This window comes from Serratia sp. PL7 (assembly GCF_945957435.1).
In genome coordinates this window covers 286,339-311,221 of record NZ_CAMFLB010000003.1, presented here as the reverse complement: position 1 = coordinate 311,221, position 24,883 = coordinate 286,339, and the positions used below count along the sequence as shown (strand labels likewise).

Sequence of the window (24,883 nt, the reverse complement as noted above, 5' to 3'; positions counted from 1 at the left end):
AGTGAGGTTCAGCGTCAATGCACAGAGGAGAGGCGGGATGAGCTTACTGAAACGGTTGTTGGGGCAAGGCGGTATTAACGGCGGTCATCTGCGTGCGAGCCACGGCGGTGGGCATCATGGCAACCGCTATAACCAGCATGGCGAGCCGGGGCCGCAGTGTCCGGAATGCCGGGCCGTGAATAAATCGGGCGCCCGTTATTGCCACCGCTGCGGTCAGCCGTTTGCCGCGGCGAGCGCCACCTGCGGACAGTGTGCCGCGCCGCTGCCGCCGGGGAGCCGCTTTTGTCCGCAGTGCGGCGGCGGTGTGCCGTGAACCGGGGCGGTTGGACACTCGCGCTGCTGCTGGGCGCCATGGTGCTGTGGACGCTGCTGGCCTGGGGCGTCGCCGGGGTGCTGGCCTGGCTCCCGGCGTTGGCGGAGGCAGCCGGGAAAGCATCGTTGCCGGTGAACGGTGCGCTGAACCTGGTGCCGCAGGCGGTGTTGGACGTCTGGCTACCGTGGCTGAAACAGCTGGCCAGCGGGCTGGCGAGCTATTTTCCTCTGCTGCTGACCTGGGCGGGCTACGCCGTCTGGCTGTTGTGGGGCCTCGGTATGTTGGCGCTGACGCTGCTGGGTGCGCTGGCGCACCGTTATTTGAGCACGGCTCAGCGATAGCCCTGATAGACTGCCGCGACGCGTTCGAAATAGTCGGTTAAATAATTGATGCACACCTGCACCTTCAGCGGCAATTTGTCCTTCTCGGTATAGAGCGCGTAGATCGGCCGCGGATCCGAATGGTAGCTTTTGAACAGGATCTCAATTTCGCCGCGTTTGATCTCTTCGATCACCCACATCAGCGGAGCGTAGGCGATGCCGGCGCCGTTTTTCAGCCAACGGATCATGGTGGAGGAGTCGTTGGTGACGAAGCGCCCCTGCGGGGAAATGCGCGTGGTGATGCCTTCCGGCGACATCAGTTCGAATTCGCTGTCGGGCCGCACGCTGTACTCCAGCCAGGAGAAGTTGACCATGTCGCTCGGCTTCTGCGGCGTGCCATGCTGGCTCAGGTAGCTTTTGGCGGCGCACACCACCATCGGCATCTGCCCCAGGCGGCGGGAGAACAGGCTGGAGTCCTGCAGCGCGCCGGTGCGGATCACCAGATCCAGCCCGTCGGTGATCAGGTCCGGTGCCGGAATGCCGGTCACCAGGTTGACCGTCAGACCCGGATACTCTTTCATCATCTCGGCGGTCATGTTCGCCAGCACGTTTTGCGCCATGGTGGATGAGCTGCCGATACGCAGCGTACCGGCGGGCGTATTGTTAAACGCATACAGTTGCTCATGCACTTCGCTGACTTCCTGCAGCATGCGTCGGCAGCCCTGATAGTAGATTTTGCCGGCCTCGGTCAGGCCGATGCTGCGCGTGCTGCGGTTCAACAGCTTGACCTGCAGCTCATTTTCCAGTTTCGAGACGGTTTGGCTGATCGATGAAACGCTCATGCCGAGTTGGCGCGCGGCCGCGGTAAACGACCCGAACTCAACCACTTTGGCGAATACCGACATCCGTTTTAATCTTTCCATTATTCACTCTGGCTTAAAAGTGATTTAGATCACAGATTGTTGATGCCTTGATAGTAAGCAGGCTAATATAACGTGGTCGGGTGAATAGACCTTACCAACGTGCGAGAGCGATCGGCGACGTAATCCTGCCGCTCCTCTGGCACCCTCGCAATCCCTGTCGTGGACGTCTGCCCCAAAGTTTAACCTTTTTTCGGGTTCGTGACCTGGACAAGCTGTCTGGTCAAGATTTGTGGCGCGCGCACGCTAAAATGTAAAGAGAATGTGAATGGCGAGATGTGTCTTTCCCCGGCGCAGTGAACAATAAGGAAAAAGTGATGAGTTTGCTTCCGGTTATGGTCATCTTCGGACTGTCGTTTCCGCCGGTGTTTTTCGAGCTGCTGGTGTCGCTGGCGCTGTTTTTTCTCTTGCGCCGCCTGCTGCAGCCGACGGGGATTTACGATTTTGTCTGGCATCCGGCGCTGTTTAACACCGCGCTGTATTGCTGCTTGTTTTATCTGATTTCGTGTCTTTTTGTTTGAGGTCGCTGTGAAAAATTTTTCGATAAAAATAACCCGAATCGCGATCACTTTGATTCTTGTGCTGCTGGGCATTGCCGCGGTATTCAAGGCCTGGGTGTTCTACACCGAGTCGCCGTGGACGCGTGATGCCAAGTTCACCGCCGACGTGGTGGCGATCGCGCCGGACGTCAGCGGCCTGCTGACCGACGTGCCGGTGGTGGACAACCAGCTGGTGAAGAAAGGTCAGGTGCTGTTCGTGGTCGATCGGCCGCGTTATGAGCAGGCCTTGGCGGAAGCCGGCGCCGACGTCGCCTACTATCAGACGTTGGCGGCGGAGAAACGGCGTGAGGCCGGCCGCCGCGTGAAGTTGGGCGTGCAGGCGATGTCGCAGGAAGAGATTGACCAGTCGAACAACTCGCTGCAGACCGTGCAGCACCAGCTGGCGAAGGCCATTGCGGCGCGCGAGCTGGCGCAGCTGGATCTGGAGCGCACCACGGTGCGCGCCCCGGCCGATGGCTGGATCACCAACCTCAACGTACACGCCGGTGAATACATCACCCGTGGGTCGGTCGCGGTGGCGCTGGTGAAGAAAGATTCCTTCTACATCCTGGCGTACCTGGAAGAGACCAAGCTGAACGGCCTGAATAAGGGCGATCGCGCGGAGATCACTCCGCTCGGCAGCAACCGCATCATGCACGGCACCGTCGACAGCGTGGCGGCGGCGGTGAACAACAGCAGCAGCACGGTGAACAACAAAGGGTTGGCCTCGATCGACAGCAACCTGGAGTGGGTACGCCTGGCGCAGCGCGTGCCGGTGAAGATCCTGCTGGACGCCAAGGACCAACAGCATCCGTACCCGGCCGGCACCACTGCCACCGTGGTGATCGTTGGCAAAAACGATCGCAATGCCGACAGCGGCTCACCTTTTGTGCGCCTGATGCACCGGCTGCGTGAGTTCGGCTAATGAGCAGCCCAACCTTTATCCGGCTGAGATTCGCCTTCAAACTCAGCTTCGCGATTGTGTTTGCGCTGTTCGTCGGCTTCCATCTCAATCTGGAAACCCCGCGCTGGTCGGCGATGACCGCCGCCATCGTCGCCGCCGGCCCGGCCTTTGCCGCCGGCGGTGAACCCTTCTCCGGCGCCATCCGCCACCGCGGCTGGCTGCGTATCATCGGCACCTTTATCGGCTGCTTCGTCGGCCTGATCATTATCATCACCACCGCCCGCGCGCCGGTGGTGATGCTGCTGCTGTGCTGCATCTGGGCCGGTTTCTGCACCTGGCTTTCTTCACTCATCAAGGTGGAGAACTCCTATGCCTGGGGGCTGGCCGGATATACCGCGCTGATCATCATCGTGACGGTCGCTACCAGCGAGTCTCATCTGCTGGAAGCGCCGCAGTTCGCCATCGAGCGTTGCAGCGAGATCGTGCTGGGGATCGTCAGCGCCGTGTTGGCGGATCTGCTGTTCTCGCCGCGTTCGATCAAACAGGACATCGATCGGGCGGTGGATCAGCTGCTGGTGGCTCAATACCGCCTGATGCAGATGTGCATCAGCAACGCCGACAAAGAAGACATCGATCGCGCCTGGAGCAATCTGGTCAAGAGCACCACGGCCCTGGACGGCATGCGCAACAACCTGATGATGGAGTCCTCGCGCTGGCAGAAGGTCAATCGACGGGTGAAGGCGCTGCATACGCTGTCGCTGACGCTGATCACCCAGGCCTGCGAAACCTATCTGATCTTGTTGAATCACCCGGATGCGCTGAAAGAAAGCCTGCGGGAGCAACTGATGGTCCCGGCGGAAACCCCGCAGGAGATCCACAAGCGCATGAAGCTGTTGCGCCAGGTGCTGACCACGCATCGTTCCGAGGAAACGCTGCCGACCATCACCGGTTGGGTCGGCGCGGCGACGCGCTACCTGCTGCTGTCGAAAGGCGTGCATGCCAACTGCAGCATCAGCGCGGTGGAAGAAGGGGTGCTGAGCAACGAAACCGTGGTCAAACCGACCTCGGCGGAAGGGCATCACGCGATGATCAACGGCTTGCGTACCTTTGTGGCGACGGCCTTCGGCAGCCTGCTGTGGCTGTGGACCGGCTGGACGTCCGGCAGCGGTTTTATGGTGATCATCGCGGTGATCACCTCGCTGGCGATGCGCACCCCGGCGCCGCGCATGGTGGCGATGGATTTCGTGCTGGGCATGCTGGCGGCGATCCCGGTCGGTTCCCTGTTCTTCATGGTGATCCTGCCGGCGACCCAGCAGAGCATTTTGCTGCTGTGTCTCAGCCTCGGCCTGCTGGCGTTTTTCATCGGCATCGAGGTTCAGAAGCGGCGGCTCGGTTCGCTGGGGCTGCTGGCGGGGACCATCAACATTCTGGTGCTGAGCAACCCGATGGAGTTCAACGTGACCCAGTTTCTCGATGGGGCGCTGGGCCAGTTCCTCGGCAGCTGCGTTGGGCTGATGGTGCTGCTGCTGATCCGCGATAATTCGCGCGAACGCACCGGCCGCACGTTGCTCAACCAGTTCGTCAGCAGCGCGGTGTCGGCGCTGACCACCAAGGCGGCGCGCCGTCGGCAAAACCACCTGCCTGCGCTGTATCAGCAGCTTAATCAGCTGCTGATGATGTTCCCGAACGACATCGCCAAGTATCGTCTGGCGCTGAACCTGATCATCGCCCACCAGCGCATGCAGCGAGCGGAAATTCCGGCCAGCGAAGAGCTGTCGGCCTTCCACCGCCAGATCCGCAGCACCGCCGATCGGGTGGTCTCCGCCAAGAACGACGTCAAGCGCGCCTATTACTACGATCGCTTGCTGGGTGAGATGAATGAGTACCAGCAGAAGCTGGTGGACAATCAGGCGCCGCTCAGCGTCACCGGGCCCGTGAAACGCCTGGCCGATATGCTGCATCGCTATCGTCACGCCTTGATCGATTGATGCGTTCCCTCCTGTTGCGCCGCGTTGTGCGGCGCCTTCCCTGACTATACTGAAAGCAGTGCCCGATCTGGCGGGCCGTCTCATAAGAGGCGGCCCGTTTTCAGAGAGACTCCGAGTGCCAGAACGGCTGGAAAGTGGCATCATTGTCATGAATGGATGAAACGCTTACCGCCGCGAAAACGTGACGTGCCGGTCATCTTAGTTTCATCCAGGTCGACTATATACCTAACTAGCCTGGGGGAGCTGCGGCGCCTTCGGCGGCATAATTTCAGGGAATGTCATGAACAAGCGGATTCTGTTGGCGATTGTCATCGCCGTGGTCATCGCCGTCTTCAGCGCGCTGCGCGGCAACGAGCACCGTGCGATCGACGGCAATCCGGCGAGGGTGCCGGCACCGGCGGGCCAGCAGCAGAGTATCGACCGGCTCACGCAGCAGCAAACGGTGGTGAGCTACCTGCAGCAGCATCAGCGGCTGCCGGACTATTACGTCACCAAGAAGCAGGCGCGCGAGCAGGGCTGGGATCCGCGTTCAGGCAACCTCTGTGCAGTATTGCCGGGCAAGGCGATTGGCGGCGATCGATTCTCTAACCGTGAAGGGCAACTGCCGAGCGCCGGCGGCCGGGTCTGGCGCGAAGCGGACATCAATTACCAGTGTGGCCGGCGCGGCGCCGATCGCCTGTTGTATTCGAGCGACGGTCTGATCTTCGTTACGCGCGACCATTACAAAAACTTCATTCGTGTGGAGTGAGTTTGATGGCAAAAGTAGAGTTTGATTTTGAGCAGATCCAGGACGTGCCAACCTTCTACCGCGATTTCGCGCACAAGTTTGCGCTGGACGAGGGGTTTGGCGCCAACCTCGACGCGCTGTGGGACGTGGTGACCGGCGATATCGGTCTGCCGGTGGAAATCGAGTTCACCCACCTCAATGCCCGCAGCAAGCGTCGTTTCGGCGCAATCATTCTGCTGTTTGAAGAAGCGGAAGAAGAGCTGGAAGGCAGCCTGCGCTTCAATATCCGCGAAAGCAGCGGCGAACCGGCGCATCACCGGGGATGAAACGGGTTCATCCCGGGACGGCGGCGGCGCTTAGTCAGCCGCTTCGGCCAGCTCGCGCAGGTATTGGAAGATCTGGCGGTAAGCCTTAGGCGGCTTGTTGGCGGCCTTCTCTTTCTGCGCGTTGCGCACCAGTGAACGCAGCTGTTGACGATCGGCTGCTGGATACAGATCCAGGATCGACGGAATGACGTCATCGCCTTCTTCCACCAGGCGGTCGCGCAGCGCTTCCAGCTTATGGAACAGCGAAACCTGCTGGTTGTGGCGGTTTTTCAGCTTGTCGAGCGCGGTCTGAATCGGCTCGATATCGCGGGCGCGCAGCATCTTGCCGATCAGCTGCAGCTGACGGCGACGGCCCTCTTTCTTGATCTTCTGCGCCAGCTCGATGGCGGCGCGCAAATCTTCATCCAACGGAATGCGATCCAGCGCGTTTTTGCCCAGATCGACCATTTCGGCCCCCAGGTCTTTCAGCGCTTCGGCATCACGTTTAATTTCACTTTTACTGACCCAGATAATCTCGTCATCGTCCTCGTTTTCATTCTCCGGGACATCGTCGAGCCAGTCTTCAGGCTGTTTGTTCATGGTAGGCTCCGTTAAAAAGAGGCTAATCCTAACAGGTTGCCGGCTTTATGCGAAATTCAACGCGGTTCCTGTTAGACTCAACGGCAGAGATCTCAGGATTTTTGCGCGCCGCTCCGCGTGCACAACTACGCCGCTCCGGCACTTTTCTCAACGATTTTCTGATTAATTATGGCAGATTGATGAAAGTAGTCACTCAAGTTGCAGAACAGCGCAAGGCGCTGGAACAGGCCGTTTCTCAGGCGCTGGAGCTGGCCCGCGCCGGTTCCGACGCGGCGGAAGTGGCGGTCACCAAATCGACCGGCATCAGCGTCAGCACTCGCTTCGGCGAGGTGGAAAACGTCGAGTTCAACAGCGATGGCGCGCTGGGCATCACCGTGTATCACCGCCAACGCAAAGGCAGCGCCTCTTCCACCGATCTCAGTCCGGACGCCATCGCCCGCACCGTACAGGCGGCGCTGGACATCGCGCGCTACACCTCTGAAGATCCCTGCGCCGGCCCGGCGGAGAAAGATCTGCTGGCGTTCGAGGCGCCGGATCTCGATCTGTTCCACCCGACCGAGCTGGACGCCGAGCGCGGCATCGAGCTGGCGGCGCGCGCCGAGCAGGCTTCGCTGGCGGCGGACAAACGCATTACCAATACCGAAGGCGGCAGCTTCAACAGCCACTACGGCATCAAGGTGTTCGGCAACAGCCACGGCATGCTGCAAAGCTACTGTTCCAGCCGCCACTCGCTGTCCAGCTGCGTCATTGCGGAGCAGGACGGCGATATGGAGCGGGATTACGCTTACACCATCGGCCGTGCGATGGGCGATCTGCACAGCCCCGAGTGGGTGGGGCAGGAGTGCGCCCGCCGCACGCTGGCACGTCTTGCGCCGCGCAAACTGTCGACCATGAAGGCGCCGGTGCTGTTCGCCTCCGAAGTGGCCACCGGGCTTTTCGGCCATCTGGTGGGCGCCATCAGTGGCAGCAGCGTCTACCGTAAATCCACTTTCCTGCTGGACTCGCTCGGCAAACAGATCCTGCCGGGATGGTTGACCGTCGAGGAGCATCCGCACCTGCTGAAAGGGCTGGCGTCAACGCCGTTCGACAGCGAGGGCGTACGCACCCAGCGGCGCGATATCATCAAGGACGGCGTGCTGCAGACCTGGTTGATGACCAGCTACTCGGCGCGCAAGCTGGGCCTGCACAGCACCGGCCATGCCGGCGGCATCCATAACTGGCGCATTGCCGGGCAGGGCGCGGACTTCGCCGGCATGTTGAAACAGCTTGGCACCGGCCTGGTGGTCACCGAGTTGATGGGCCAGGGCGTCAGCGGCGTCACCGGCGATTACTCGCGCGGCGCCGCCGGTTTCTGGGTGGAAAATGGTGAGATCCAGTACCCGGTTAGCGAGATCACCATTGCCGGCAACCTGAAAGACATGCTGCGCAACATCGTCAGCGTCGGCAGCGATATCGAAACCCGCAGCAATATCCAGTGCGGTTCGGTGCTGCTGCCGGAAATGAAGATCGCCGGTCAGTGATCCTCTGCGCGGCCGGCGCCCGCCGGTCGCGCGTTATCCCGTCTCAACCTTGCTTACAAATCTCCGGTTTCGGTTTTGCCCGGCCTTGCCTATGGTAACGGTGGGTTAATTAAAACAATAACTGGAAGGTGAGCAAACATGCAGAATACCCTGAAAGCGCTGGCGGCGTTGACGCTGCTGGCAGCCAGTTCGCTGGCGGTCGCTGCCGATCTGGGCGACGATATGGACACCCTGGCGGAAAACTATAAAACGGTGCTGAATACCGATTCCGCCGCTACCCTCACACAGAGCCTGCAAAACATGCGCGCCGCCGCGCAGGATGCCAAACAGGGCACTCCGCCGAAGCTGGAAGACAAAGCCGCCGACAGCCCGGAGATGAAAGATTTCCGCAGCGGGTTGGATACCCTGATCGGCCAGATCGATCAGGCGCTGGCCCTGGCCAATCAGGGCAAAGTCGCCGAAGCGAAGCAGCTGGCGCAGGGCTTCAAGCAAACCCGCGACGCCAACCACAAGAAATTCCGCTAATCCGTCAACCGTCGCGCCCGTCTTCCGTCAAATAGGAGGAGGGCGCCTGCCCGAGCACGCGGCGAAACATGGTTGAAAACGCCGCGCTGCTGTCATATCCCATTTCCATCGCCACCTGCGTTACGCTGCGTCCTTCGGCCAGCAGCGCCAACGCCAGTACCACGCAGGCGCGCTGGCGCCATTGCGAAAACGGCAGGCCGGTCTGCGCGCGAAAGAAGCGGCTGAAGGTGCGAATGCTCATGTACAGACGAGGCGCCCACCGCTGCGCGGAGTCGTGGGCGTCGGGGTGCTGCAAAAAGGCGCGGCACAGCTCGCCTAACCGAGGATCGGCGGGTAGCGGGATGTGCAACGGCAAGGGCTGCAGCCTGGCCAGCTCATGCAGCAGCAGTATTGCCAGCGCTCCGTCGCGCCCCTCTTGTTCATACTCCAGCGGCATATCCACCGCCGCCATCAACAGCTGGCGCATCAGCGGAGTGACGCTGACCACCTGGCATACCTGCGGCCGTTCGGCGGGCAACGCGCCGGGTTCGAGGTACAGGCTGCGGGTGGTGACACCGACCATCCTCACCGCGTGCGGCATCTGCGGCGGCAGCCATACCGCGTGCTGCGGCGGGACGACCCAATTGCCTTGCTGCGTGAAAACGTGCATGACGCCGGTGGCGCCGTACAGCAACTGCGCGCGCCGGTGGCTGTGCATCGGCAGCAGGTGTCCCGGCGGATAATCGGTGCCGATGGCGATCACCGCGCGCGTTACGTGGTCGATGTCATCAATGCGGACGTTGCGCATGTGTTTCCTTTGGCGGGCAGATTGGCCGAAACGCAATGATAGTTGGCCTTTCATATAAAGCAAGCCAGCGGCCGCCGCCCTACTATCGGGGCAGAAAAATAATGCTTGTTCGCGGTGCCGTTATTTTATCGGCCATAAAGCCCGTGCAAGTTTTCACACCGGGGTGGGACGAAGGTTTTCGTTCTCGCAATACAAGAAGTTAATAAGGAATAAAGCGTCATTTATTCCAACACCTGAAGCAATAGTTCTTAGCGCAGTTCAATGACTATAAGGTGATATTTCATGTATAAGTTCGGTGTGGTTGGCGGCGGAGCCGCCGGGATCGCTTTTGCGTATAACTTTATAAAAAATAAGTCGGTTAATCATTGCAAAAGGCCGCTTTCCCTGACGGTGTTCGACAAGCAGGGCTTCAAGGGCGGAATGGCATACAGCAGCGATTTTGACAGCCATATATTAAATATGACGCCGGAAAATATGTCGGCGGATATTTTCGACGACACGCACTTCGTTGATTGGATCGCCATGCATTTCCCGCAGTTTTGCCAGGATCGTTATCCGCCGCGCTGGCTGTATCGGGAATATCTCGATTTTATTCGCGACATGACGATTTATATGGCGGCGGACAGTAACGTCGCGCTGAATTTCGTGACCGCCGAAGTAAATGCCATCGCGCCGCTCGAAGCCGGCTACCGGCTGACCACCACCTGTGGCAGCGCCGAACAGATGAATGCGCTGGTGCTGTGTTCGGGGCACAACCCGCCGGAATGTCTCTATCCGGTAGATGGCGTGATCGCTTATCAGGCCCACCAGGATCTGCCGCCGATCAACCCTTATTCGAGCATCGGCGTGATCGGCTGCAGCCTGACGGCGATTGACGCCATCGTTGAGCTGATGGAGCGCCTGGGGGCGACCGACATCTGTGCCCTGTCGCGCTCGGGCCTGTTCCCCAGCGTGCAGCCGGCGCTGATGCGTCCGCCGCCGGAAGCATTTGTTGAGGCGCTGCGGCGCTTTGTCGCCGGCCGCGATTTTATTGACGCGCATCAGCTGGTACATGCGATCAATGCCGCGCTGGCGCGCCACTATCCGGGGCCGGAGCGGCTGACGGTGCTCTCGGCGCTGGGGGAAAGGCGCGATTGCTATCGCGATCTGGCAGACAGTCTCGATCGCGCGCGTTTTGCCCGGGAGCATATCTGCAGCTATCTGGCGGCGATCCACCCGGCGGTGTGCGCCGCCTGGGTCAAGATGGATGCCAACAACCGGCAGGTCTTCATGCGCTTTTACAACTCCTCCTGGATGCGCAATCGACATGCCATGCCGCTAAAGAACGCCAGCAAGATCGTGGCGGCGCTTGAGAGCCAACGCTTGCGTGCCTGCGGCGGCCTGGTGGATATCAGTAAGGGGGCGGACGGGTTTATCCTTCGTTGCCATGAGACGCGGGTGCATGCGCAGTATCTGTTCAACTGCACCACGCCTTCTTATCAACTGCCGCCCAACCGCCTGAGCCATCAGCTGCTGCAAGACGGGCTGGTGCAAGAGAACCTGTTCGGCGGCGTGAAGTGCAACCCGCACACGCTGAAAATCGCCGACCGACGCGGCCGTGAGCAGCATCTCTACTCGCTCGGCGCGCCCGCCAAGGGCGATCTGTTTTACACCTCGGCGATGGAATCCATCACGCGGGATATCAGCAAGATCGTGTTCAACAACCCTATTTTCAATGCAAAGAAGGCTGAAGTATGAAAAACGTAGCGCTCTTTGTCGGCAACGACATTTTCTCCTGGCTGGTGTGTCAGGATCTGATCGCCACCCTGAGGGACGAGTGTACTTTTACGGTGTATTTTCCCCTGGCGAAAAGCGCCGGGCGCACGCAGGAGCCGGCGGTTCGCCGCCTGGGGCTGTATGAGCGCGAGGTGCTGAATGATTTCGTGTTCCCGTTCGTTGGCCGCAACGCCGCCGCCTGTGAGGGCGCCTATCAGCCGCCGGCTCTGTTCCTGGCCGCCGCCGGGGTCAAAGCGCATCGCGTTCTCGACATCAATGACGCCGCGTTTATCAGCAGCCTGGGCCATATGGACGGGGTGATCTCTTTACGCTGTTATCAGAAATTTTCCGCCGACTATGTGCGCGCCTTCAGCCGACGCGGCAAGCTGCTGTGGAACCTGCATCCGGGAGATTTGCCACGCTATCGCGGGGTGATGACGCTGTTCCGCGCGATGATGAACGGTGACAGGGACTGTGCGGTAACGCTGCATGAAATGGATGAGCACTGGGACGCCGGCCCGGTGATCGCCCGTCTGCCCGCCGAGCTGCGCCACGATCTGTCGTTCCTGGAAAACATGATGTTGCTGGGCGTACAAAGCGGCACCTTTTTGGCGCGCCAGCTGATGCGGGCGGAGCACAGCGAAGCGATAACGGCGGAAAAGCAGGGCGATTCGCGCTACTGGGGTTTCCCGGATGCGCAGACGCTGGCGCAGGCGGAACAGGCGGGCATTGAGCTGGTGGACCATGACGCCGTGCGTGAGCAGTATCTGGGGCTGTTCGTCGGCGATCGCTTCCACCCGCTGGCGGGGCAGTTCTGCGCCGGGTTCGACGACTTCGTGCGGGCGCACGGCCATGATTGAAACGTTGATTGTACTGGGGGCCGGTTTTCTGACCGGCATCACCACCATTCTGTTCGGCTTCGGCGGCGGCTTTGTAGTGGTGCCTTTCGTCTATCACTTGATCTCTGTGTCGGGCGAGCAGCCCGGCCAGGCGATGCATATCGCGGTGGCAACCTCGACGGCGGTGATGATCCTCAACGCGAGTTACGCGACGCTGACCAACTGGCGCAGCGGCAACCTGCTGCGCGAAACCATCGTGCCGCTGATCTTTTTCATCGGCATCGGCGCTGCGCTGGGCGCGTTCGCCTCCTCACTGCTGGCGGACGGCGTGATCCGCGGGCTGTTTGTGGTCTATATGGCGGTGACCATCGCCGACTGTCTGTTCCGCCGAGGTTTTCTGGTCAAACCGGCGCGCGCCGACCTGTCCCCCGCCACGTTGTGGGGCGGCGGCCCGCTGATAGGCGGTATCGCCACGCTGCTGGGGGTGGGCGGCAGCGTCATGACGGTGCCGCTGCTGCGCCGCCACGGCTACGACATGAAATATTGCGTCAGCGCCGCCAATCCATTGTCGATCCCGGTGGCGGTGATCGGGGCGCTGATGTATATCGTGTTGGGGTGGCACGAGATGAGCGGGCCGCAGTATCTGGGCTACGTCAATCTGAACATTCTGGGGTTGTTGGTGGTGGCGGGGATTGCGGGGATCGTGTTTGCCAGGCGCTGTTTGCCGAAGGTGAGCGATGCGCTGCATGCCAAAATCTACGTGCTGCTGCTGATCGCCGTGCTGATCGCTATCTGCCTCTGAGACAGAAAGGGCGGCCGGATGCCGCCCTGAAAACCGCTTAACGGTGGTATTCGCCCGCCGCTTCCGGCTGGTACAACAACTCCAGCACTTCAATCCGCGCTTCTTCACCGTTCGGCAATTGCCAGGAGATCTGCTTGCCGACGTGCATGCCAAGCAGCGCTGCGCCCAGCGGCGCCATCACCGACAGCTGATCGTGGCTGTCTTTCAGCGATGCCGGGTAAACCAGCGTGCGCACGTGCTCTTCATCGGTGTGCAGATCGCGAAAACGCACGCGGCTGTTCATGGTCACCACGTTGGCCGGCATTTTCTCCGGCGGCAGGATTTCCGCGCGATCCAATTCGTCGTTCAGCGCGGCGGCGACGTCGGTATTGGCAAAGGCCGGTTGTTCCAATAGCGCATCCAGGCGTTCCGCATCCAGCTCATTAATAGTAATGATGGGTTTGGTCATTCCACTCTCCAGTCAAATCAAAGGGCGCCAGTCTGTGCGCCCATAAATTCGGAAAAACAACACAAAGCAACACCCCCGCGCCAGAGGAGCGGGGGTGTGGGTAATGTCGATTTGTCCTAGTGATAGTAGGCGGTTGGGGCAAGAAAAGAAAGAGATCCCGATCACGAAGGCTTTTATCGTCAATCGAGGCAAAAAAAACCGTTAGCCGGGTTATGTAATTGTTATCTCATTCACTTTTTCGCCGCAGCGCCGTTTTGCGAAATGGATCTCCGCGCGTCATTCGATTTCCACTTCGAACTGGAAAAAACCGGTCTACACAGAAAATCCTACCGGGAGTAGGGTAAAGACATCACAGAAAGCGGGTTATTCAGGTGATGCGCTTTACGGCTTACTGATTAATGTGGGATCTAGGGGTACTGAAAAGTGAATGATGGATCTGCTTCGATAAAAGAAATTGAACAATCCGATGTCAGCGAAGCCGGGGCGATCACCGCTCGGGTGTTGGCGGATATTACCGCGATGCTGAATGCTGAAAATATTTATACCAATGCGGTGCAGCAACAGATGCTGGAATCGCATATTCGTGCCATGGTGCTGCGTTCAATAACCGGCGAGCCGTTGCCGGAGGTAGATAAATCATTGTTCGACGAAATCTCCGCCGAATCCATGCAAATGGCGGAGCGCGTGGTGGATCAGTTTGACACATTGCCTATCGAAGAAGCCTATTTATTGTCAGTGCACTTCGAAGTGGCGAAAGATAATAACGCATAGCGGTTAATGCATCGATTTAAATCAGGAGAATATAACATGGGTCAAATTACCGTAGTGATCGGCGATCGTTTGGGCAAAGGGCAAAAAGTCGGCCAGGGTGTTGAAAACGCAGGCGGAAAAGCGGTGGTTATCCCCGGCGTGGCGGCGGACATGAAGCTGGGCGACGTCATGAAAGCGGAAAACGCGCAGCTGGGCATCTCTTTTTGCGGTAGCGGTGGCGCCGGCGCAATTACCGCGCAAACCAAATACGGCTACAAAGCCAAATACGGCATGCGTTCGGTGGAAGAGGGCGTGACGGCAATTAATGAAGGCTGCAACGTGCTGGGTTTCGGCTTTATGGATAAAGAAGAGCTGGGCCAGAAACTGGTGGAAGCCTACGTCAAAAAACATGGCAACCCATAATGAAAGAGCAATATACCACATCGGTAAAGGTGGAGGGTAAAGGCGACAGCAAAGCGAAAGCTTTTGCTTCCGCCTTGGCTAATGTGCAGGGCGCGGTATTAAAGTCCACCAACAATATTCTGCTGCGCATCGAGCCGCAGGACGTCAGCGTAGTGAAAGCGGAAGAGAAAATAACTAAAGAGAAATTTCTTTTCTTCTTTTTGCCGCGTGAAAGAAAGAGCTATGCCGTTTCTCTGGAAATAACCGTGAACGTAACCATTATCAATACCGAGAAGGTTGTCTTCGTCACGAAATAAAAACGTTAGCATAAATGAAAGGGTATACTGATGTTTTTAATCATCTTATTTAAATCGATAATTATCGGTGGGCTGGTGGGAGTCGGCGTAGGGGCCGGCGCCGCACGCATGTTCCACGCACCGACAACACAGGGCATGGGGGCGTTTCGTACCCTGGGCGAGCTGAACTCCTGCGAGGGCGATCCGGCTTCCCACTTCTCATTCGGTCTGGGCTTCTTCTTCAACGCCTGGGCGTCTTCCGTAGCGGCGGGCTCCTTCACGCAGGACGTCGATCACCGCATCATCCCGCACTGGGGCGCGGCGGCCCTGATGGTCAAGAACCGCAATCTGGCGCAAACGCTGCACGATCCGAAAAAAATGGCCATCGCCTGCGGCATCATCGGCATGCTGGTGGTGGCCTTCCTCAATACCACCGCTTCCGCCGTGCCTGCCGCGCTGCAGGTCACCGCGATCAAGGTGCTGGTGCCGGCGGCCAACCTGCTGGTGAATACCGTGATGCCGGTGATCTTCTGGCTGGCGGCGATCGACGCCGGGCGCCGTTCCGGCTTCTGGGGCACCATCTTCGGCGGCCTGGCGCAGCTGATCATGGGCAACGCCGTACCGGGCCTGGTGCTGGGCATTCTGATCGGCAAAGGCGTGGAAGAGAGCGGCTGGAACAAGATCACCAAGATCATGATGGCGGTGATCGTGCTGCTGTTCGTGCTGAGCGGCTTCTTCCGCGGCTTTGACATGAAAGTTCTCGAGTCCTTCAGCCTCGGCGTGCCGGGCTGGCTGGACGCCATTCACAACACCCTGAGCGGTAAATAAGGAGCGGGATGATGGAAGAGCAAACCCAAAAAGGCTTCTGGTACGCCGACTGGTCATTCCCGATTTTTGTTGGCCTGCTGTCCTCCGGCGTGTTCGCCGGGACGCACATGTACTACCTGTACGGCATCGGCGCCTTTAACGAAGTGGCCTTCGTCTCCATGCTGCGGGCGGGGATGGATACCGGCGTGTATGGCGCGGTGGCGGCGTTCGGCGCCAGCTTCCTGTTCGCGCGCATCATCGAAGGTTCACTGGTGGGCATCCTCGACATCGGCGGCGCGATCCAGACCGGCGTCGGGCTGGGCGTACCGGCGCTGCTTTTGGGGGCCGGCATTGTGTTCCCGGTCGCCAACTTTGCCGCTTCGCTGGCTACCGGCCTGATCATCGGCCTGGCGATCGGTTATGTGATCATTCTGGCGCGAAAATTCACCATCAATCAAAGCAACTCCACCTACGGGGCGGACGTGATGATGGGGGCGGGCAACTCCTCGGGCCGCTTCCTCGGGCCGTTGATCATCCTGTCGGCAATGACCGCCTCGATCCCGATCGGCATCGGTTCGCTGCTCGGCGCGCTGCTGTTCTATATCTGGGGTAAACCGATCACCGGCGGAGCGATCCTCGGCGCGATGATCCTGGGGGCGATCTTCCCGGTAGCCATTTCTTAAGAGGCCTGCGCCAGGCGCCGCCCGATGCTGCGGCGGCGCCCGGGCTAACAGGAGCAATGCGGTATGTATGACTTAGTAATCAGAGGCGCCAGACTGGCGGACGATACGCTGATCGATCTGGCGGTGAAAGACGGCAAAATAGCCTCGGTGGGGCGGCTGGCGGCGGACATCAGCGCCGTTCGCCAGCTGGATTTGGCGGGCAACTGCCGCCTGAGCGCCGGTTGGATCGATGCGCACGTGCACTGCTATCCCGAATCGCCGATTTATCATGACGAGCCGGATCGGGTCGGCGTCGCCAGCGGCGTCACCAGCGTGGTCGATGCCGGCAGCACCGGCGCCGACGATATCGACGCCTTTTATCAACTGACGCGCAGCGCCAAAACCAACGTTTTCGCCTTCCTCAATATCTCGCGCATCGGCCTGCTGCGGCAGAACGAGCTGGCGGAGTTGACGGACATCGACAAGCACGAGGCCGGCCAGGCCATCGCCAACCATCCCGGTTTCATCATCGGTATCAAGGCGCGCATGAGCAGCAGCGTGGTGGGCAAGAACGGCACCCGCCCGCTGGTGTTGGCTAAAGAGATCCAGCAGGAAAACCGCCAGCTGCCGCTGATGGTGCATATCGGCAATAACCCGCCGGATCTGGACGAGATTGCCGATCTGTTGACCCGTGGCGACATCATCACCCACTGCTACAACGGCAAACCGAACCGCATTCTGACGCCGGCGGGCACGCTGCGCGAGTCTATCCAGCGCGCGCTGCGGCGCGGCGTATTGCTCGACGTGGGGCACGGCACCGCCAGCTTCAGCTTCGAGGTGGCGCGCCAGGCGATCACGCTGGGTATTTTGCCGCACACCATCAGCTCCGATATTTACTGCCGCAACCGCATGAACGGACCGGTGCACAGCCTGGCGACGGTGATGTCCAAATTCTTCAGCGTCGGCCTGACGCTGCCGCAGGTGATCGCCTGCGTGACGGAGAACGCCGCGTCGGCGCTGCAGCTGAGCGGCAAAGGGCGACTGGAGCCGGGCTATGACGCCGATTTCACGCTGTTTGAACTGCGCCGCGAACCGCAGGTCTTCGCCGACGCCGAAGGGCAAACCGCCGAGGGCGAACGGCTGCTGGTACCGCTGGCCGCGGTGGTGGCCGGGGAAATCCTATTAACCGAACAAGGGGAGGCAAGCCATGTCTTCGATTTATGAAAAATACGGTTTGAAGCAGGTGATCAACACCTCCGGCCGCATGACCATTCTCGGCGTTTCTACGCCGCGCCAGGACGTGATCGACGCCGTTGATTACGGCCTGAACCACTATTTCGAAATCAAGGATCTGGTCAACAAGACCGGCGCCTATATCGCCGATCTGCTCAACGTGGAGGATGCGGTGATCGTCTCCTGCGCCTCGGCGGGCATCGCCCAGTCGGTGGCGGCGGTGATCGTTAAAGATAACGCCAATCTGCTGGTGAACCTGCATTCGGCGCCGGTGACCGTGCCGCGCGAGATCGTGCTGCCGCGCGGTCACAACGTCAACTTCGGCGCGCCGGTGGACACCATGGTGGCGCTGGGCGGCGGCAAGGTGGTGGAGGCGGGGTACGCCAACGAATGTTCGCCGGAGCAGATTGAAGCCTGCATCACGCCGCAGACTGCGGCGATCCTGTACGTCAAATCGCACCACTGCGTGCAGAAAAGCATTCTGTCCGTCGAACAGGCGGCGGTGGTGGCGCGCAAGCATAAACTGCCGCTGATCGTCGACGCCGCGGCGGAAGAAGATCTGATGTGTTACTACCAGATGGGGGCCGATCTGGTGATCTACAGCGGCGCCAAAGCCATCGAGGGGCCGACCAGCGGTCTGGTTGTCGGCAAGAAACAGTACGTCGAGTGGGTGAAGCTGCAATCCGGCGGCATTGGCCGGGCGATGAAGGTCGGCAAAGAGGGCATCCTCGGCCTGACGCAGGCGATTGAAAGCTATCTGACGCTTGAGAAAACCACCGGGCAACAGATGGTGGCGCGGATGACGCCGTTCCTCGACAGCCTCAATACCCTGACCGGCGTCAGCGCCAAGACCGTCTGGGACAGCGCCGGCCGCGATATCGCCCGCGCCGAGATTACCTTCGACGAAGCGGTGTTGGGGCGGTCGACCTATGACATCGTCCAGGCGCTGAAAACCGGCGATATTGCCATCTACTTCCGCGGCTACAAGGCCAACGAGGGCAAGATTGAGGTCGATGTGCGCAGCGTCGACGAGCGGCAACTGATGACCGTCTTTACCTGTATCAAAAACCTGTTTACGGAGAAACAAGCATGAAGCTGCAGCCTAACTACTATCGCGACCGCGTCTGCCTGAACGTGCTGGCCGGCTCCAAAGCCAACGCGCAGGACATCTACGCCGCGGCGGAAGGCCATGTGCTGGTGGGCGTGCTCTCCAAGAACTACCCGGACGTCGACAGCGCGGTGACCGACATGCTGCGCTATGCTCGCCTGATCGAAAACGCGCTGTCGGTCGGCCTGGGCGCCGGCGATCCGAAGCAGTCGGCGATGGTCAGCCTGATCGCTCAGCAGGTGCAGCCGCAGCACGTTAACCAGGTGTTTACCGGCGTCGGCGCTAGCCGCGCGCTGCTGGGCCAGAACGACAGCGTGGTCAACGGCCTGGTGTCGCCGACCGGCCGCGTCGGTTGGGTGAAGATCTCTACCGGCCCATTGAGCGCCGCGGCGCCGGACGGCATCGTGCCGGTGGAAACCGCCATCGCCTTGCTGAAGGACATGGGCGGCAGCTCCATCAAGTATTTCCCGATGGGCGGCCTGAAGTGCAAGGACGAATACCAGTACGTCGCCAAGGCCTGCGCCGAGCATGACTTTATGCTGGAGCCGACCGGCGGCATCGATCTGGAGAACTTTGAGCCGATCGTCGAGATCGCGCTGGCGGCCGGCGTGAAACGCGTGATCCCGCATATCTACAGCTCGATCATCGACGCCGCCAGCGGCGACACGCGTCCGCAGGACGTGAAAACCCTGCTGGCGATGACCAAAAAGCTGGTGGGCTGAACGCACAATGGGATGAGGTAAACGCTGGGAGGCGAAGGTTTTCCCGTGGCGCGGCATGCCGCGCCGTTACCTATAGCCTATAGCTTTCAAGTTGCAGCTAGGCGGCAAGCGCAGGAGCCCCAGGAGCTTACTTAAGTAAGTGACTGGGGTGAGTGTGGGCAGCCAACAACGCTGCGGCTTGAAAGATGACGGGTATATACTGAGGACTACTATGCGAAACTGGCAGGCTCCAACCCGACGCACCGCGTTGTTCCTGGCGCTGCTGGCCGTGACCGGCCCGGCGCTGCATGCTGAGGATGCAATGAACTCCACGTCATCTCATTTTGCCTATATCGGCACCTACAATCCCAACGGCGAAGGCGTTTACCGAGTGCGGGTCGATCCGGCCAGCGGCGCGCTGAGCCAGGTTACGCTGGTCAGCAACGTGCCGAATCCGGCGCAGCTGACGTTGGGCGCTGATGGCAAGACGCTGTATGTCGCCAGCGAAGTGGCCGATTTCAACGGCGGTAAGCACGGCGGCATCACCGCCTACCGGATCAATCCGGCCGACGGCGGCCTGACGAAGCTCAACCAGGTGGATTCGCAGGGGGCGGGGCCGGTGTATCTCTCATCGACGCCGGACGGCCGCCATCTGCTGGTGGCGAACTACGTCAGCGGCAGCGTGGCGGCTTTCCCGATCGAAGCGGACGGCCGCCTGGGCACCGCCAGCTCGGTGCAGCAACAACAGGGCCCGGCGGGCGCGGCCAAACCGGCGGCGGCGGTGAACGGCAGCTTCGCCATCAGCGATCACAACGGCCCGCATGCCCATATGATCGCCAGCGATCCAAGCGGCAAGTTTGTGTTCTCTACCGATCTGGGATTGGATCGCATCTACCAATGGCGCTTTGACGCCGCGAGCGGCCGGCTGACGCCGAACGATCCACCGTGGATCGCTGCCTCGTCCGCCGGCGCCGGCCCGCGTCACTTTGTGTTTCATCCGGATGGCGACACCGTGCTGCTGGTGAACGAAGAGGCTTCGACGTTGACCAGCTACCGTTTTGATCGCCAAAAAGGTACTCTGAAACAACTGCATGCAGTTTCCGCGCTGCCCGCCGACTATCAGGGTACCAGCTTCGCTTCGGGGCTGGCGCTCAGCAAGAACGGCGACACGTTGTACGTCGCCAACCGGCTGCATAACAGCATTGCCCAGTTCAGCGTGGGCACCGGCGGCAAGTTGAAACCGGTGGCGGAAACCTGGACCCGCGGCGATTACCCGCGTTCGCTGGCGCTGAGCTTGGATGGCCGCTATCTGTATGCGTTGAACCAGCGCAGCGATAACGTCACTCGCTTCAGCGTCAACCCGACGGACGGCAAGCTCAGCTTTGTGGGCGGCTATCTGCCGATCGGCAGCCCCTCGCAAATGGCGTTTCTGCCGCCGGCGAAGTAACCCGTGGCCCGCCCGGTTCGCCGGGTGGGCCGCCTGATTGACGGATACAGAATGGTGCGATTTCCTTACCCGCGTTTGGCTTACTTGTTCGATGCTTTGCAAACCGAGACTTTGCCGCAGGATGAGCTGGCGAAGCGTTTCGCCGTGTCCACCCGCACGGTGCGGGCGGATATCACCGCGCTGAACGAGATCCTGGACAAGTACGGCGCGCGTTTCGTGCATAGCCGTGGGGCCGGCTATCGCCTGCAGGTCGATAACGCCGCGCTGTTCAGCGCCCTGCAGCATCAGGAGCGCCGCAAGCATGCTACCCCGCGCAGCGCGCAAGAGCGGGTGCATTATCTGCTGGTGCGTTTTTTGACCTCAGCCTTCTCCCTTAAACTGGAAGATCTGGCCGACGAATGGTTCGTCAGCCGCGGTACGTTGCAAAACGACATGGCTGAGGTGAGGGAACGTCTGGCGCACTATCAATTGACGATCGAAACCAAACCGCGCTACGGCATGAAGCTGTTCGGCGCCGAGATGGCGATCCGCGCCTGCCTCACCGATCTGCTGTTCCAGCTGCAGCTGGCCGATGCCGAGAACCCGCTGCTCAACAACGAGATCCTGCTGCAGCCGCAGGTAGCGGCGTTCGCCGGATTGCTGCATCCGCTGTTGTCGCAATATGCCATTCGCCTGACCGATGAGGGCGAACAGTACCTGATTTTCTACTGCGCGGTGGCGCTGCGGCGCATCAACGACGGCTATCCGCTGCCGGACTTCGAGGTGGAGGACGGCGACGACGCGGTGCGCCAGGTGTCGACCCGCCTGGCGGCGGAGCTGCGTGCGGCCTCCGGCAAAGAGATCTCGATGGCCGAAGAGGCCTATCTGCGGGTCAACATCGCCGCGCGCCGCGTGCAGGACGTGCAACCGACCGAGATCAATGCCGACGATGAAGAAGCGTTGGTGGACTACATCCTGTCCTACATCAACGCACACTATAACTATAACCTGCAGGGCGACGAGCAGCTGCGGGCCGATCTGCTCACCCATATCAAGACCATGATTACGCGGGTGAAATACCAGATCAATATCCCCAATCCGCTGTTGGCCAATATCAAGCAGCACTATCCGATGGCTTATGACGTGACGCTGGCGGCGGTCTCCAGCTGGGGCAAGTACACGCCTTATACGCTGAGCGAGAACGAAATCGGTTATCTGGTGCTGCACATCGGCGTGGGGCTGGAGCGGCATTACAACATCGGTTATGAACGCCACCCGCAGGTGATGCTGGTGTGCGATACCGGCAACTCAACGGTGCGCATGATCCAGGCGCAGATTGCGCGCAAATATCCGCAGCTGGTGATGACGCGCATCGTCTCGCTGCGCGATTACGAGATGCTTGCGCATATCGACGAAGACTTCGTGATTTCCAACGCCCGTATCGGCGAAAAGAACAAGCCGGTGGTAGTGATGTCGCCGTTCCCGACCGATTATCAGCTGGAGCAACTGGGCAAGCTGGTGCTGGTGGATCGCACCAAACCGTACATGCTGGAGAAGTTCTTCGACGCCGAGCATTTCATGGTGCTCAACGAGCCGCTGACGCAGGCGGAGCTGTTCAGCCGGGTGTGCGGCCAGCTGGAGCGGGAAGGGTACGTCGGCGCGGACTTTTATCCGTCGCTGGTTGAACGTGAGGCGATCGTCTCCACGCTGCTGGGTGAAGGCATCGCGCTGCCGCACTCGCTGGGGCTGCTGGCGAAAAAGACCGTGGTAGTGACGCTGCTGGCGCCGCAGGGGGTCGCCTGGGGGGAAGGTGAGATCGCGCACGTGATTTTCCTGCTGGCGATCAGCAAGAGCGACTATGAAGAGGCGATGGCGATCTACGAGCTGTTCGTCACCTTCGTGCGTGAACGCTCAATGAGCCGCCTGCTGGGCAGCGACAGCTTCGACAGCTTCAAAGCGGTGGCGCTGGACTGCCTGAGCCGGAGTTGAGGGGCATGTGAGTGATTGGGCGCAGAAGTGCCCTCAGCGACTAATCTTCATCAAACCCGGAGTTGAACAGCTCGACCACCGCCGCCAGCGCGTTGACTTCATCGGGGCCGGTCGCTTCGACTTCGATGTGCCGACCCTGGGCGGAGTCCAGCATCAGCAGCGCGATGACGCTGCTGGCTTCGGCTTCGGTGCCGCTTTCGTTGCGCAGCATCACTTCGGCGTCGAAGCTTTGCACCAGTTCGAACAGTTTCATCGCCGGGCGCGCGTGCATGCCCAGCTTGTTTTTGATTTCAACCGTCTGTTTGACCGTCATTGCTTGCGCTTTTCCAGCGTGCGGTGGCGCGATTGCACGTTCTTGCCGCGCGAGCGGAAGTAATCGGCCAGCTGTTCCGCCACGTACACCGAACGGTGTTTGCCGCCGGTACAGCCGATGGCGACCGTCAGGTAGCTGCGGTTGTTGGTTTCCAGCATCGGCAGCCACTGTTCCAGATAGCTGCGGGTCTGGTAAATGAAGTTATGCACTTCGGTATGGCGATCGAGGAACGACGCTACCGGCTTGTCCAGACCGGTCATCGGCCGCAGCTTCGGATCCCAGTGCGGGTTAGGCAGGAAGCGCACGTCGAACACGTAGTCGGCGTCGATCGGAATGCCGTGCTTGAAGCCGAAGGATTCGAACACCATCGTCAGTTCGCGCTCGCGCTTGCCGAGCAGGCGGGTGCGCAGCATTTCGGCCAGTTCGTGCACCGACATTTCCGAGGTGTCGATAATCAGGTCGGCCCGGGAGCGCAGCGGTTCGAGGAGATCGCTCTCTTCGTCAATGGCGCTTTCTAGCGACAGGTTTTTGCTGGAGAGCGGGTGCAGGCGGCGGGTGTCGCTGTAACGGCGGATCAGCGTGTTGCGATCGGCGTCGAGGAACAGCAGCTGCGGCGAGAAGCTGTCCGGCAGTTGAGTCATCGCGTATTCGAACACTTCCGGCGATTCCGGCATGTTGCGCACGTCGATGCTGACCGCCGCGGAGATATTGCGTTCCGCCAGCGTATTGGCGAGCTGCGGCAGCAGAACCACCGGCAGGTTGTCAACGCAGTAAAAACCCATGTCTTCCAGCGCCCGCAAGGCGACGGATTTTCCGGAACCGGAACGGCCGCTGACAATCATCAGCACCATGTGGCAACTCCCCTGGCATCGCGGCGGCGTTCATCGCCACCGGTGTAAACTTTGTTATTCCGGCCGAGGCCGGATCCATCATCGTGAAACAGTAACGTTATCCGGGCTGGAAGTCACGCCGACCGGGTATCACTCGGTGATGATTTGGTAAAGTTCTTCGTCGCTTTGCGCGGCGCGCAGGCGGCGGCATACGGTTTTGTCGGCCAGGCGTTTGGCGACCAGCGACAGGGTATGCAAATGGGTTTTGCACTGATCGGCAGGCACCAGCAGCGCGAACAGCAGGTCGACCGGCTGGTTGTCGATAGCGTCGAAAGCGATGGGTTGGTCGAGACGGATAAACACGCCAACGGCCCGCAGTGTGTCCTCTTCCAGTTTGCCGTGGGGAATGGCGATACCGTTGCCGATACCGGTGCTGCCCATGCGTTCCCGGGTGAGAACCGCGTCAAACACCACCTGCGAAGGCAGATTGAGCTGTTTGGCGGCCAGTTCGCTGATAATTTCCAAAGCCCGCTTCTTGCTGGTGCAGTGTACCGAGCTTTTGGTGCACTCGATGTTTAACACCGAGCTTAATTGCATATATTCGTTGTTCATCTCATCTTCACTTAAAACCGCGCCGCCGGGCGCACCCGGCAAGGCGGTTTTTCGTCGGTTTTAACCCTGATTACCGTTCGGCGCGTCACCCATGCGGGTCACGCGCCGAAGGACGAGGCGGCGACGGAGGCAACCTCACGGAATGGGTTAGGGTGTCAGTGTTGCTTCAATTTGTCTTTATGTTTGTTCAATTGACGTGCCAATTTATCGATCAGCGTATCAATTGCGGCATACATATTCTCGTCTTCCGAGGTGGCGTGCAACTCGCCTCCATTCACGTGCACCGTTGCTTCCGCAATTTGCTGCACTTTTTCCACACTTAATACAACATACACCTGATTGATGCGATCAAAATACTGTTCGAGTTTGGCGAACTTGTTGTTCACGAACTCGCGCAACGGATCGGTGATTTCGATGTGGTGTCCGGTAATGTTGAGCTGCATAGTGTCTTCCTTCTCAATA

The 24,883-nt window shown here is 60.1% G+C and carries 30 protein-coding genes; 22 read left to right on the top strand and 8 right to left on the bottom strand.

The features are described from left to right. The first annotated feature begins 37 nt into the window (after positions 1-37). Both N6G83_RS19655 and N6G83_RS19650 read left to right on the top strand, forming a co-directional pair. Complete coding sequence (locus tag N6G83_RS19655; RefSeq protein WP_025304396.1) at positions 38-313, top strand: zinc ribbon domain-containing protein; 276 nt, start codon at positions 38-40, stop codon at positions 311-313. Then, complete coding sequence (locus N6G83_RS19650; protein ID WP_060448023.1) at positions 310-654, top strand: hypothetical protein; 345 nt, start codon at positions 310-312, stop codon at positions 652-654. The genes N6G83_RS19655 and N6G83_RS19650 overlap by 4 nt, the downstream gene beginning before the upstream one ends. Here N6G83_RS19650 and aaeR read toward each other — a convergent pair. Beyond that, a complete protein-coding gene (gene aaeR / locus N6G83_RS19645; protein WP_025304394.1) occupies positions 645-1,556 on the bottom strand; it encodes an HTH-type transcriptional activator AaeR in 912 nt (303 codons plus the stop codon). The genes N6G83_RS19650 and aaeR overlap by 10 nt on opposite strands. 314 nt (positions 1,557-1,870) lie before the next feature. On the opposite strand from aaeR, the gene aaeX reads away from it, so the two are divergent. The 5 genes from aaeX to N6G83_RS19620 all read left to right on the top strand — a co-directional run bounded on the left by aaeX (position 1,871) and on the right by N6G83_RS19620 (position 6,037). Then, complete coding sequence (gene aaeX, locus N6G83_RS19640; RefSeq protein ID WP_004936952.1) at positions 1,871-2,074, top strand: p-hydroxybenzoic acid efflux pump operon protein AaeX; 204 nt, start codon at positions 1,871-1,873, stop codon at positions 2,072-2,074. 7 nt (positions 2,075-2,081) lie between these two features. Then, positions 2,082-3,017, top strand: coding sequence for a p-hydroxybenzoic acid efflux pump subunit AaeA (aaeA, locus tag N6G83_RS19635; RefSeq protein WP_033644462.1), 936 nt, complete (start codon positions 2,082-2,084; stop codon positions 3,015-3,017). Continuing rightward, positions 3,017-4,984 (top strand): p-hydroxybenzoic acid efflux pump subunit AaeB, encoded by a 1,968-nt coding sequence (aaeB, locus tag N6G83_RS19630; protein WP_197765058.1) that lies wholly within the window; start codon positions 3,017-3,019, stop codon positions 4,982-4,984. Before aaeA ends, aaeB begins: the two co-directional genes overlap by 1 nt. Positions 4,985-5,264: 280 nt before the next feature. Next, complete coding sequence (locus N6G83_RS19625) at positions 5,265-5,732, top strand: ribonuclease (protein ID WP_025304391.1); 468 nt, start codon at positions 5,265-5,267, stop codon at positions 5,730-5,732. 5 nt (positions 5,733-5,737) lie between these two features. After that, complete coding sequence (locus tag N6G83_RS19620) at positions 5,738-6,037, top strand: barstar family protein (protein ID WP_004936963.1); 300 nt, start codon at positions 5,738-5,740, stop codon at positions 6,035-6,037. A 30-nt stretch (positions 6,038-6,067) separates the two neighbouring features. Here the strand turns inward: N6G83_RS19620 and yjgA are convergent, their stop codons facing one another. Continuing rightward, positions 6,068-6,616 (bottom strand): ribosome biogenesis factor YjgA, encoded by a 549-nt coding sequence (yjgA, locus tag N6G83_RS19615; protein ID WP_004936968.1) that lies wholly within the window; start codon positions 6,614-6,616, stop codon positions 6,068-6,070. 179 nt (positions 6,617-6,795) lie between these two features. On the opposite strand from yjgA, the gene pmbA reads away from it, so the two are divergent. Together pmbA and cybC are read left to right on the top strand one after the other, a co-directional pair. Beyond that, positions 6,796-8,136: a metalloprotease PmbA gene (pmbA, locus tag N6G83_RS19610; protein WP_260515738.1), complete on the top strand. Its 1,341-nt coding sequence runs from the start codon at positions 6,796-6,798 to the stop codon at positions 8,134-8,136. A gap of 138 nt (positions 8,137-8,274) precedes the next feature. Further along, on the top strand, positions 8,275-8,661 hold the full coding sequence (gene cybC, locus N6G83_RS19605; protein ID WP_016930224.1) for a cytochrome b562: 387 nt from the start codon (positions 8,275-8,277) through the stop codon (positions 8,659-8,661). Between the two features lie 4 nt (positions 8,662-8,665). On the opposite strand, the gene N6G83_RS19600 is transcribed toward cybC, so the two are convergent. After that, positions 8,666-9,448, bottom strand: coding sequence for an AraC family transcriptional regulator (locus N6G83_RS19600; protein ID WP_049204360.1), 783 nt, complete (start codon positions 9,446-9,448; stop codon positions 8,666-8,668). A gap of 282 nt (positions 9,449-9,730) precedes the next feature. On the opposite strand from N6G83_RS19600, the gene N6G83_RS19595 reads away from it, so the two are divergent. From N6G83_RS19595 to N6G83_RS19585, 3 genes are read left to right on the top strand one after another with little or no spacing between them, the layout of a single operon-like run. After that, positions 9,731-11,185 carry an FAD/NAD(P)-binding protein gene (locus N6G83_RS19595; RefSeq protein ID WP_025304387.1) on the top strand — a complete coding sequence of 485 codons (1,455 nt, stop codon included), beginning with the start codon at positions 9,731-9,733 and terminating at the stop codon, positions 11,183-11,185. After that, positions 11,182-12,063 carry a formyltransferase family protein gene (locus N6G83_RS19590; protein WP_060434657.1) on the top strand — a complete coding sequence of 294 codons (882 nt, stop codon included), beginning with the start codon at positions 11,182-11,184 and terminating at the stop codon, positions 12,061-12,063. Before N6G83_RS19595 ends, N6G83_RS19590 begins: the two co-directional genes overlap by 4 nt. Next, a complete protein-coding gene (locus N6G83_RS19585; RefSeq protein WP_025304385.1) occupies positions 12,056-12,844 on the top strand; it encodes a sulfite exporter TauE/SafE family protein in 789 nt (262 codons plus the stop codon). Before N6G83_RS19590 ends, N6G83_RS19585 begins: the two co-directional genes overlap by 8 nt. 37 nt (positions 12,845-12,881) lie before the next feature. On the opposite strand, the gene rnk is transcribed toward N6G83_RS19585, so the two are convergent. Continuing rightward, on the bottom strand, positions 12,882-13,292 hold the full coding sequence (gene rnk, locus N6G83_RS19580) for a nucleoside diphosphate kinase regulator (RefSeq protein ID WP_004936993.1): 411 nt from the start codon (positions 13,290-13,292) through the stop codon (positions 12,882-12,884). 444 nt (positions 13,293-13,736) lie between these two features. On the opposite strand from rnk, the gene N6G83_RS19575 reads away from it, so the two are divergent. From N6G83_RS19575 to N6G83_RS19530, 10 genes are all read left to right on the top strand, one after another. Then, complete coding sequence (locus N6G83_RS19575) at positions 13,737-14,063, top strand: glycine dehydrogenase (protein WP_089180543.1); 327 nt, start codon at positions 13,737-13,739, stop codon at positions 14,061-14,063. A 36-nt stretch (positions 14,064-14,099) separates the two neighbouring features. After that, on the top strand, positions 14,100-14,465 hold the full coding sequence (locus N6G83_RS19570) for a glycine-rich SFCGS family protein (protein WP_004937000.1): 366 nt from the start codon (positions 14,100-14,102) through the stop codon (positions 14,463-14,465). Further along, positions 14,465-14,761 carry a DUF4312 family protein gene (locus N6G83_RS19565; protein WP_004937003.1) on the top strand — a complete coding sequence of 99 codons (297 nt, stop codon included), beginning with the start codon at positions 14,465-14,467 and terminating at the stop codon, positions 14,759-14,761. The genes N6G83_RS19570 and N6G83_RS19565 overlap by 1 nt, the downstream gene beginning before the upstream one ends. Before the next feature lie 30 nt (positions 14,762-14,791). Further along, positions 14,792-15,568 (top strand): DUF4311 domain-containing protein, encoded by a 777-nt coding sequence (locus N6G83_RS19560; protein ID WP_004937006.1) that lies wholly within the window; start codon positions 14,792-14,794, stop codon positions 15,566-15,568. A gap of 11 nt (positions 15,569-15,579) precedes the next feature. Beyond that, positions 15,580-16,230 carry a DUF4310 family protein gene (locus tag N6G83_RS19555; protein WP_004937013.1) on the top strand — a complete coding sequence of 217 codons (651 nt, stop codon included), beginning with the start codon at positions 15,580-15,582 and terminating at the stop codon, positions 16,228-16,230. A gap of 63 nt (positions 16,231-16,293) precedes the next feature. Then, entirely contained in the window at positions 16,294-17,433 is a 1,140-nt protein-coding gene (locus N6G83_RS19550) for an amidohydrolase/deacetylase family metallohydrolase (protein ID WP_197825122.1), read from the top strand. Beyond that, positions 17,417-18,535, top strand: a complete 1,119-nt coding sequence (locus N6G83_RS19545) for a DgaE family pyridoxal phosphate-dependent ammonia lyase (protein ID WP_197825123.1) — start codon at positions 17,417-17,419, stop codon at positions 18,533-18,535. Before N6G83_RS19550 ends, N6G83_RS19545 begins: the two co-directional genes overlap by 17 nt. After that, a complete protein-coding gene (gene dagF / locus N6G83_RS19540; protein ID WP_025304381.1) occupies positions 18,532-19,272 on the top strand; it encodes a 2-dehydro-3-deoxy-phosphogluconate aldolase in 741 nt (246 codons plus the stop codon). Before N6G83_RS19545 ends, dagF begins: the two co-directional genes overlap by 4 nt. 211 nt (positions 19,273-19,483) lie before the next feature. Continuing rightward, positions 19,484-20,698, top strand: coding sequence for a lactonase family protein (locus N6G83_RS19535; RefSeq protein WP_260515734.1), 1,215 nt, complete (start codon positions 19,484-19,486; stop codon positions 20,696-20,698). 51 nt (positions 20,699-20,749) lie between these two features. Then, positions 20,750-22,666, top strand: a complete 1,917-nt coding sequence (locus N6G83_RS19530; RefSeq protein WP_038629931.1) for a BglG family transcription antiterminator — start codon at positions 20,750-20,752, stop codon at positions 22,664-22,666. Positions 22,667-22,706: 40 nt separating this feature from the next. Here the strand turns inward: N6G83_RS19530 and npr are convergent, their stop codons facing one another. From npr to hpf, 4 genes are all read right to left on the bottom strand, one after another. Further along, positions 22,707-22,979: a PTS phosphocarrier protein NPr gene (gene npr, locus N6G83_RS19525; RefSeq protein WP_004937034.1), complete on the bottom strand. Its 273-nt coding sequence runs from the start codon at positions 22,977-22,979 to the stop codon at positions 22,707-22,709. After that, positions 22,976-23,830: an RNase adapter RapZ gene (gene rapZ, locus N6G83_RS19520; RefSeq protein WP_015379177.1), complete on the bottom strand. Its 855-nt coding sequence runs from the start codon at positions 23,828-23,830 to the stop codon at positions 22,976-22,978. The genes npr and rapZ overlap by 4 nt, the downstream gene beginning before the upstream one ends. Positions 23,831-23,959: 129 nt before the next feature. After that, complete coding sequence (gene ptsN / locus N6G83_RS19515) at positions 23,960-24,421, bottom strand: PTS IIA-like nitrogen regulatory protein PtsN (protein ID WP_016930212.1); 462 nt, start codon at positions 24,419-24,421, stop codon at positions 23,960-23,962. 155 nt (positions 24,422-24,576) lie between these two features. Beyond that, on the bottom strand, positions 24,577-24,864 hold the full coding sequence (gene hpf / locus N6G83_RS19510) for a ribosome hibernation promoting factor (protein WP_004937038.1): 288 nt from the start codon (positions 24,862-24,864) through the stop codon (positions 24,577-24,579). Positions 24,865-24,883 lie beyond the last annotated feature (19 nt).

What these genes read in the sequence shown, in the direction of transcription:
- N6G83_RS19655 (WP_025304396.1), top strand. Translation starts at nt 38, where the DNA reads ATGAGCTTACTGAAACGGTTGTTGGGGCAAGGCGGTATTAACGGCGGT.
- aaeR (WP_025304394.1), bottom strand. Translation starts at nt 1,556, where the DNA reads ATGGAAAGATTAAAACGGATGTCGGTATTCGCCAAAGTGGTTGAGTTC.
- aaeX (WP_004936952.1), top strand. Translation starts at nt 1,871, where the DNA reads ATGAGTTTGCTTCCGGTTATGGTCATCTTCGGACTGTCGTTTCCGCCG.
- aaeB (WP_197765058.1), top strand. Translation starts at nt 3,017, where the DNA reads ATGAGCAGCCCAACCTTTATCCGGCTGAGATTCGCCTTCAAACTCAGC.
- N6G83_RS19625 (WP_025304391.1), top strand. Translation starts at nt 5,265, where the DNA reads ATGAACAAGCGGATTCTGTTGGCGATTGTCATCGCCGTGGTCATCGCC.
- N6G83_RS19620 (WP_004936963.1), top strand. Translation starts at nt 5,738, where the DNA reads ATGGCAAAAGTAGAGTTTGATTTTGAGCAGATCCAGGACGTGCCAACC.
- yjgA (WP_004936968.1), bottom strand. Translation starts at nt 6,616, where the DNA reads ATGAACAAACAGCCTGAAGACTGGCTCGACGATGTCCCGGAGAATGAA.
- pmbA (WP_260515738.1), top strand. Translation starts at nt 6,796, where the DNA reads ATGAAAGTAGTCACTCAAGTTGCAGAACAGCGCAAGGCGCTGGAACAG.
- cybC (WP_016930224.1), top strand. Translation starts at nt 8,275, where the DNA reads ATGCAGAATACCCTGAAAGCGCTGGCGGCGTTGACGCTGCTGGCAGCC.
- N6G83_RS19600 (WP_049204360.1), bottom strand. Translation starts at nt 9,448, where the DNA reads ATGCGCAACGTCCGCATTGATGACATCGACCACGTAACGCGCGCGGTG.
- N6G83_RS19595 (WP_025304387.1), top strand. Translation starts at nt 9,731, where the DNA reads ATGTATAAGTTCGGTGTGGTTGGCGGCGGAGCCGCCGGGATCGCTTTT.
- N6G83_RS19590 (WP_060434657.1), top strand. Translation starts at nt 11,182, where the DNA reads ATGAAAAACGTAGCGCTCTTTGTCGGCAACGACATTTTCTCCTGGCTG.
- N6G83_RS19585 (WP_025304385.1), top strand. Translation starts at nt 12,056, where the DNA reads ATGATTGAAACGTTGATTGTACTGGGGGCCGGTTTTCTGACCGGCATC.
- rnk (WP_004936993.1), bottom strand. Translation starts at nt 13,292, where the DNA reads ATGACCAAACCCATCATTACTATTAATGAGCTGGATGCGGAACGCCTG.
- N6G83_RS19570 (WP_004937000.1), top strand. Translation starts at nt 14,100, where the DNA reads ATGGGTCAAATTACCGTAGTGATCGGCGATCGTTTGGGCAAAGGGCAA.
- N6G83_RS19565 (WP_004937003.1), top strand. Translation starts at nt 14,465, where the DNA reads ATGAAAGAGCAATATACCACATCGGTAAAGGTGGAGGGTAAAGGCGAC.
- N6G83_RS19560 (WP_004937006.1), top strand. Translation starts at nt 14,792, where the DNA reads ATGTTTTTAATCATCTTATTTAAATCGATAATTATCGGTGGGCTGGTG.
- N6G83_RS19555 (WP_004937013.1), top strand. Translation starts at nt 15,580, where the DNA reads ATGGAAGAGCAAACCCAAAAAGGCTTCTGGTACGCCGACTGGTCATTC.
- N6G83_RS19550 (WP_197825122.1), top strand. Translation starts at nt 16,294, where the DNA reads ATGTATGACTTAGTAATCAGAGGCGCCAGACTGGCGGACGATACGCTG.
- N6G83_RS19545 (WP_197825123.1), top strand. Translation starts at nt 17,417, where the DNA reads ATGTCTTCGATTTATGAAAAATACGGTTTGAAGCAGGTGATCAACACC.
- dagF (WP_025304381.1), top strand. Translation starts at nt 18,532, where the DNA reads ATGAAGCTGCAGCCTAACTACTATCGCGACCGCGTCTGCCTGAACGTG.
- N6G83_RS19535 (WP_260515734.1), top strand. Translation starts at nt 19,484, where the DNA reads ATGCGAAACTGGCAGGCTCCAACCCGACGCACCGCGTTGTTCCTGGCG.
- N6G83_RS19530 (WP_038629931.1), top strand. Translation starts at nt 20,750, where the DNA reads ATGGTGCGATTTCCTTACCCGCGTTTGGCTTACTTGTTCGATGCTTTG.
- npr (WP_004937034.1), bottom strand. Translation starts at nt 22,979, where the DNA reads ATGACGGTCAAACAGACGGTTGAAATCAAAAACAAGCTGGGCATGCAC.
- rapZ (WP_015379177.1), bottom strand. Translation starts at nt 23,830, where the DNA reads ATGGTGCTGATGATTGTCAGCGGCCGTTCCGGTTCCGGAAAATCCGTC.
- ptsN (WP_016930212.1), bottom strand. Translation starts at nt 24,421, where the DNA reads ATGAACAACGAATATATGCAATTAAGCTCGGTGTTAAACATCGAGTGC.
- hpf (WP_004937038.1), bottom strand. Translation starts at nt 24,864, where the DNA reads ATGCAGCTCAACATTACCGGACACCACATCGAAATCACCGATCCGTTG.